Here is a 275-nt window from a genome sequence, read left to right on the forward strand (position 1 = left end):
TGGATATCGCCGGCGGTACGGGCGATCTGGCGGCCAAATTCTCCAAGCTCGTCGGCCCTACCGGCCAGGTCGTGCTGGCGGACATCAATGGCTCGATGCTCAAGGTCGGCCGCGATCGCCTGCTGGATAAAGGTGTGGCCGGCAATATCGAGTTCGTCCAGGCCGATGCGGAAAAGCTGCCGTTCCCGGACAACCATTTCGACTGCGTGACCATCGCCTTCGGCCTGCGCAACGTGACCCATAAAGAGGACGCGATCCGCTCGATGCTGCGCGTA

At 62.2% G+C, this 275-nt stretch carries 1 protein-coding gene; it reads left to right on the forward strand.

Features of this window, described 5'->3' with window-relative positions; genetic code table 11:
* The coding region (locus KZZ04_RS19200; protein WP_219423857.1) for a class I SAM-dependent methyltransferase at window positions 1-275 on the forward strand (275 nt) is incomplete at both ends.

The sequence above is a fragment of the Pseudoalteromonas sp. CR1 genome (assembly GCF_019392235.1).
Lineage (GTDB): Bacteria > Pseudomonadota > Gammaproteobacteria > Enterobacterales > Alteromonadaceae > Pseudoalteromonas.